At 60.9% G+C, this 5,957-nt stretch carries 6 protein-coding genes; 3 read left to right on the forward strand and 3 right to left on the reverse strand.

Annotated features, from left to right (window positions below; translation table 11 throughout):
- A partial coding sequence (locus BN1136_RS00925) for a transglutaminase-like domain-containing protein (RefSeq protein WP_043807927.1) occupies window positions 1–1,152 on the forward strand: 1,152 nt, incomplete at its 5' end.
- Window positions 1,153–1,198: 46 nt separating this feature from the next.
- Here the strand turns inward: BN1136_RS00925 and BN1136_RS00930 are convergent.
- Entirely contained in the window at window positions 1,199–2,629 is a 1,431-nt protein-coding gene (locus tag BN1136_RS00930; RefSeq protein WP_043762056.1) for an alanine/glycine:cation symporter family protein, read from the reverse strand.
- Between the two features lie 725 nt (window positions 2,630–3,354).
- Here BN1136_RS00930 and tal point away from each other — a divergent pair.
- On the forward strand, window positions 3,355–4,305 hold the full coding sequence (gene tal / locus BN1136_RS00935) for a transaldolase (RefSeq protein ID WP_043762057.1): 951 nt from the start codon (window positions 3,355–3,357) through the stop codon (window positions 4,303–4,305).
- Window positions 4,306–4,496: 191 nt separating this feature from the next.
- Window positions 4,497–4,676, forward strand: coding sequence for a DUF3545 family protein (locus BN1136_RS00940; RefSeq protein WP_043762059.1), 180 nt, complete (start codon window positions 4,497–4,499; stop codon window positions 4,674–4,676).
- 95 nt (window positions 4,677–4,771) lie between these two features.
- On the opposite strand, the gene BN1136_RS00945 is transcribed toward BN1136_RS00940, so the two are convergent.
- Both BN1136_RS00945 and ung read right to left on the reverse strand, forming a co-directional pair.
- Window positions 4,772–5,317 (reverse strand): hemerythrin domain-containing protein, encoded by a 546-nt coding sequence (locus BN1136_RS00945; RefSeq protein WP_043762060.1) that lies wholly within the window; start codon window positions 5,315–5,317, stop codon window positions 4,772–4,774.
- Between the two features lie 184 nt (window positions 5,318–5,501).
- On the reverse strand, window positions 5,502–5,957 hold a 456-nt coding region (ung, locus tag BN1136_RS00950; protein ID WP_043807930.1), incomplete at its 5' end, for a uracil-DNA glycosylase.

Raw genomic sequence — 5,957 nt, forward strand, 5'->3', positions numbered from 1 at the left:
GTCAGGGCAAAGGCCCAGCGCCATCGCTGGGCCTTTGCCCTGACCGACCCAGGGGCGCTGGAGGGCCCGGTGCAGCTGACCCCCCTTGCCACCCTCTATCGCCAGGGGCGCGGCGAGACCACCATTCGTTATCGGGTAAGCGGCCTTCAGGCGGAGCAAGGTGTCCCCCCGTCATCGCGCCAGCGCAATCTGCAACTGCCCGCAACGGGCAACCCCAGGGCGCGCGCCTTCGCCCTCGACTTGCGCGAGCGATACCCCGAGCGGGATGCCATGGTGGCCGCCTTGCTGGCGACCTTTCGCCGCGAGCCCTACGCCTACACCCTGACCCCCCCGCCGCTCGCAGACCATGGGGTGGATGAGTTTCTGTTCGATACCCGGCGCGGCTTCTGCGGCCACTACGCCATGGCCACCGCCTTCGTGCTGCGCGCGGCCGGGGTGCCCGCCCGGCTGGTGACCGGTTATCTTGGCGGCGAGTGGAATCCCAGCGGCAACTATCTCGCCGTCCACCAGTTCGATGCCCACGCCTGGGTGGAGTACCTCGATGCGCGCGGACACTGGCGGCGTATCGACCCCACGGCGGTGGTCGCGCCAGATCGCATCGAGGAAGGCATCCCCGAGGCGTTGAACGCGGAGTTTACCGCCGCCGATCCCCTCTCCCTGCAGCGCTATCGCGACTGGGCCCTGCTCAACCAGCTGCGCTGGTGGGGCAGCAACATCGACTATCAATGGAGCCGCTGGGTGCTGGGTCACGATGCCAGCCAAATATGGCAACGGCTCGGCCAACGCTGGCCCGTGATGGCCGACCAGACACCCTGGCTCATCCTCGCCAGCCTGATGCTGGTCACCCTGCTGGTGAGCCTGCCCCTGCTCTGGCCCGGCCGCCAGCCACCCCAGCGGCGGATCTGGTCGCCCCTGCTGAAGCGGGGCCAACGCATCGGCTGCGCCCCCGCCCCGGGGGAAGCCATGGCCACCTGGTGCGAGCGGCTGGCACAGCAGCGCCCCGAGCTGTCCCACTCCCTCAGGCAGAGTGCCTGGCTCTATCGCAGGTGGCGCCATGCCCCCCTCGGCAAGGGGCAACGCCGGCGCTGCTGGCGTCAGCTGCAACGACGGCTGGCGCAGGTCTGTCGCCGTTGGGATGGCACTAACGCATAAAAAAGGGGAGCCACTGGCTCCCCTTGTCGGTCTGACTCACTCGTTCTTATTTTTTGGGCGGGTTGTCCCAGATCCCTTCTTCCAGCTGGCTGCGCAGCTCGGGGTACTTGTTGGCATCGAAGGTGGGCACACGACCCACCTTGAGCTGGTCGTTGTAATCCTTGGCCAGCTTGATGGCGACGCCGGAGAGCAGCAGGATGGCGATCAGGTTGACGATGGCCATCAGCCCCATGGAGACATCCGCCAGGGCCCACACGGTCGGCAGCTCGCCCACGGAACCGAACATCACCATGCCCAGCACGAACATCCGGAACAGCATCAGGCCGCCCTTGTGGTTGTGCTCGAGGAACACCAGGTTGGTCTCGGCGTAGGAGTAGTTCGCCACGATGGAGGTGAAGGCGAAGAAGAAGATGGCCGCAGCGATAAAGATGTTGCCACCGCCACCCACCTGGGAGGAGAGCGCACGCTGGGTCAGCTCGACCCCGGTCACGCCGGAGCCCGGCTCGAACTGACCGGACATCAGGATGATGGCCGCAGTACAGGTACAGATGACTATGGTGTCGAGGAAGACACCCAGCATCTGCACATAGCCCTGGGAAGCCGGATGGGGCGGATAAGGGGTCGCGGTCGCGGCGGCGTTGGGGGCAGAGCCCATGCCCGCCTCGTTGGAGAAGAGACCGCGCTTGATGCCGTTGATCATCGCCTGGGAGATGGCATAGCCCATGGCACCGGAACCCGCCTGCTCGATACCGAAGGCAGACTTGACGATGAGAGCCAGAACCCCGGGCAACTCACCGATGTTCATGATCACCACGAACAGCGCCATCAGGATGTAAGCCAGCGCCATGAAGGGCACCACCAGCTCGGCGAAACGGGCGATGCCGCGGATGCCCCCGAAGATGATGAGGCCGGAGAGCACCACCAGGGCCAGACCACTCACCCAGTCGGGGATGCCGAAGGCGACGTTCATGGCCAGGCTGATGGAGTTAGCCTGCACCGCGTTGAACACCAGGCCGAAGGCCAGCAGCAGGCAGAGGGAGAAGACCACCCCCATCCAGCGCATGCCAAGCCCCTTCTCCATGTAATAGGCGGGGCCACCACGGTAGTTGCCGTCCTCATCCTTGACCTTGTAGAGCTGGGCCAGGGTGCTTTCGACGAAGGCGGTGGCCATACCGATGAAGGCGATCAGCCACATCCAGAACACGGCACCAGGACCACCCAGATAGATGGCGACGGCCACACCGGCCAGGTTGCCCGTGCCGACGCGGGCGGCCAGGCTGGTACACAGGGCCTGGAAGGAGGAGATGCCGGCGCTGTCGGATTTGCGGCTATTGCGCAGAACCGAGAACATGTGGCCGAAGTGGCGGACCTGGATAAAACCCAGGCGGAAGGTAAAGAAGAGTCCGACCCCGATGAGCAGGTAAATGAGCACGGCTCCCCACATCAGGTCGTTAATCATTGCAATCAAGGTGTCCATAAATCTCTCGTTGTTATCACATCCATGGTCAGTCTGCGCTGACCGCTCTCTGTCAATTTCCGAATTAGCATTGCGCCGAAGGGGCGGAATCTAGCATAGCGAGGGAATTCAGAATAGTGATGCAGCTCACTATGGAGGCAAAAAACGAGCGATTTGACGCAAAAAAGCTTCATTAAGCACGCAAAAAATCAACAAAAATTGATTCAGCATGGGGGCGACCCCAAGTGGGGGTCAATAGAGAACCATGTGTGCACGCGCCCCGGGGTGGCCAAACGGGCAGACCCGGGGGTCGGCAAGAAGACAAGCGTTTGCCTTTCGGTGCGTACTTTTCGGGGCTGAAAACGCAAAACGTTTTACACGTAATTAAATTTCAAGTAGCTGACAATAATATTTGTGTGACGTATCGCACAAAACTGACAGCCCATGAAAAAAACTGTGTTTGCCCAAGCCGCCATCCATTCCCAGCAAAATCAATAAAAGTCTTTTTTATCAAATACTTTTATCTTAGCCTCCCCTCCCCTTCCCACACCTGGATGATTCCCATACAAGCGCCCCTATTGCAGGAAGCGCCACATCCGTATTAATTAGGCAGGCAATGACGATGGGTCGCCCCCATCGTGCCTTTCTGAGCCTGAGCCGCCGGGATTTTGTAATTTTATTTCAGAACTGTCGTCTCATGCCCGCAACCCCTGGGATTGCTCCCTCATAAAGAGATGATATTTGCTATGGCCGATAAATTGACCCAGCTGAAAGCCCTGACCACGGTAGTTGCCGATACCGGTGATATCGAAGCCATCAAGCGTTACCAGCCCATCGATGCCACCACCAACCCCTCCCTGGTGTTGAAGGCATCCGAGATCCCCGAGTATGCCCCCCTGATCGAAGACGCCATCAACTGGGCCAAATCCCAGAGCCAGGACAAGGCACAGCAAGTCATCGACGCGGGCGACAAGCTGGCGGTCAACATCGGTCTGGAAGTGCTGAAAATCGTCCCGGGCCGCATCTCCACCGAAGTGGACGCCCGTCTCTCCTTCGACACCGACGCCAGCATCGCCAAGGCACGCAAATTGATCCGCCTCTACAACGAAGCAGGCATCAGCAACGATCGTATCCTGATCAAACTGGCCTCCACCTGGGAAGGGATCCGCGCCGCCGAGGTGCTGGAGAAAGAGGGCATCCAGTGCAACCTGACTCTGCTGTTCTCCTTCGCCCAGGCCCGCGCCTGTGCCGAAGCCGGTGCCTTCCTGATCTCCCCGTTCGTGGGCCGCATCCTCGACTGGTACAAGGCCAAGCACAACCGTGACTACACCGCGAGCGAAGATCCGGGCGTGGTCTCCGTCACCGCCATCTACAACTACTACAAACAGCACGACTACCCGACCGTGGTCATGGGTGCGAGCTTCCGCAACACCGGCGAGATCCTGGAACTGGCCGGCTGCGACCGCCTGACCATTGGCCCTGCCCTGCTGGAAGAGCTGAGCAAGGCTGAAGGCGCCGTGGTGCGCAAGCTGGACTACACCGGCGAGCGTCAGGCCAAACCGACTCCGATGACCGAAGCCGAATTCCGCTGGGAGCTGAACCAGGACGCCATGGCCGTCGAGAAACTGGCCGAAGGCATCCGCATGTTCGCCGTCGACCAGGGCAAGCTGGAAACCATGCTGGCCAGCCGTCTCTGACAGACGCCATAGCGGCCATCTGATCCGTCATCAGCCACCGCTGTCGGGTCGATAACAACCGGGCTCCCGCAAGGGCAGCCCGGTTTTTTTATCCCCGTTCCCGCTTGTCACAACTCCGTCATAAAAACGTTTTATTTTCAAAGGCGTCGTGTTATACGGATGGTGAAAACCATAAAACCAAGGAGGGAGCCATGGACATGTTCAACTTCGATTTTGACGAGGTCGTTGAGCTGGGTTCACGTAGCCGCGGGACAACGGGAAAAAAACGCAAATGGCGTGAGATTGAGGCGCTTAAAGACAAGCACCGCCTGCAAAAGGAGCTGCAGGCCATCGACATCGCCTACGAGGGGTCGGACGAACTGGAACTCTGATCGCAGCAAGCTCGCCCCCTGTCATGCTCGGATGAGCGGACACCTGAAAACAACGCCCCGGCTTGGCCGGGGCGTTGTTTTCAGGTGTCGGGAACTCAGGAGGCAGGCAGCGAGAGCTGTTTGGCCAGCGCCTGGAAGTGCTGGCTCACCTCGGCCCCGAACAGGGGATCATTGATGGCCCGGTTCTGCCAGAGCTGTTCGAGGTGGCGCCAGTCATCTTCTGTCAGGGAGTCGCGCAGATGGGGGAAGATCACCCCTTCCTCATAGTTCATGTGCGCCTCCTGCTGCGCGATGAACTGCTCCAGCCTGTCGGTGAACTGATCCAGCGGGATGACCGCGTCCATCAGGATCATCTCCACCATCTCCTTGAGCTCGGTGCCCGCATCCAGCAGGCGGGCGTGCTCCTCATGCAGGCGGTTCGCCACCTCCCCCTCCACGACCCTGTACTTCAGGTAGTAGTCGTAAATCATGTCCTCTTTCGGGTGGTGGTACTTGTCGGATACCTCCCTGAGATAGTCCACCACATCCCTGAGCAGGAAATAGCTCACCGGCTGCTCGTTGCGAATGGCGACCAGCTTCTGCCTGAGCAGCGTCAGCAACCGGGTGATGTTGATATGGTCCTTGTGCAGACTCGATAACATGGGCACTCCTTGCACTGAATTGAGAAGAATACTCTCTCGAGTATACGGTCATTTATTACGTGAACTTTGCACTCAATCAAGTCGACAGCAGACAATGGACGCCCGGATTCCTGCACGGATCCCCTGACACCGGCCATCACGGGGGCGCGATGACGCCTTGTCGGCGCCCCCGTACACAGGGTTATCAGGCAGTAGGTACGGCGGTGTCGCGGCAGACCGAGAGCCAGTCGATGGGGCTCATCCCCTGCTGGGTCAGCAGGCGGTTTGCCTCGGAGAAATGACCGCAGCCGATGAAGCCGCGATGGGCGGAGAGCGGGCTTGGATGGGGAGCGCTCAGCACATGGTGGCGCGACCTGTCGATAAAGCGGCCCTTCTTCTGGGCGTGGGCCCCCCACAGCAGGAACACGACCCCCTCGCGGCTCGCGTTGAGCTGCTCGATGACCCTGTCGGTGAAGGTCTCCCAACCCAGGTGGGCATGGGAGTGGGCCATGCCCGCCTGCACCGTCAGCACCGTATTGAGCAACAGCACCCCCTGCCTGGCCCAGGACTCCAGAAAACCGTGGCCGGGTGTGACAAAACCGGGCAGATCCCGCTGCATTTCCTTGTAGATGTTGACCAGGGAAGGAGGCGTGCGCACGCC

It is taken from the genome of Aeromonas taiwanensis, from assembly GCF_000820165.1.
Classification (GTDB): Bacteria; Pseudomonadota; Gammaproteobacteria; order Enterobacterales; family Aeromonadaceae; genus Aeromonas; species Aeromonas taiwanensis.

What these genes read in the sequence shown, in the direction of transcription:
- BN1136_RS00930 (WP_043762056.1), bottom strand. Translation starts at nt 2,629, where the DNA reads ATGGACACCTTGATTGCAATGATTAACGACCTGATGTGGGGAGCCGTG.
- BN1136_RS00940 (WP_043762059.1), top strand. Translation starts at nt 4,497, where the DNA reads ATGGACATGTTCAACTTCGATTTTGACGAGGTCGTTGAGCTGGGTTCA.
- tal (WP_043762057.1), top strand. Translation starts at nt 3,355, where the DNA reads ATGGCCGATAAATTGACCCAGCTGAAAGCCCTGACCACGGTAGTTGCC.
- BN1136_RS00945 (WP_043762060.1), bottom strand. Translation starts at nt 5,317, where the DNA reads ATGTTATCGAGTCTGCACAAGGACCATATCAACATCACCCGGTTGCTG.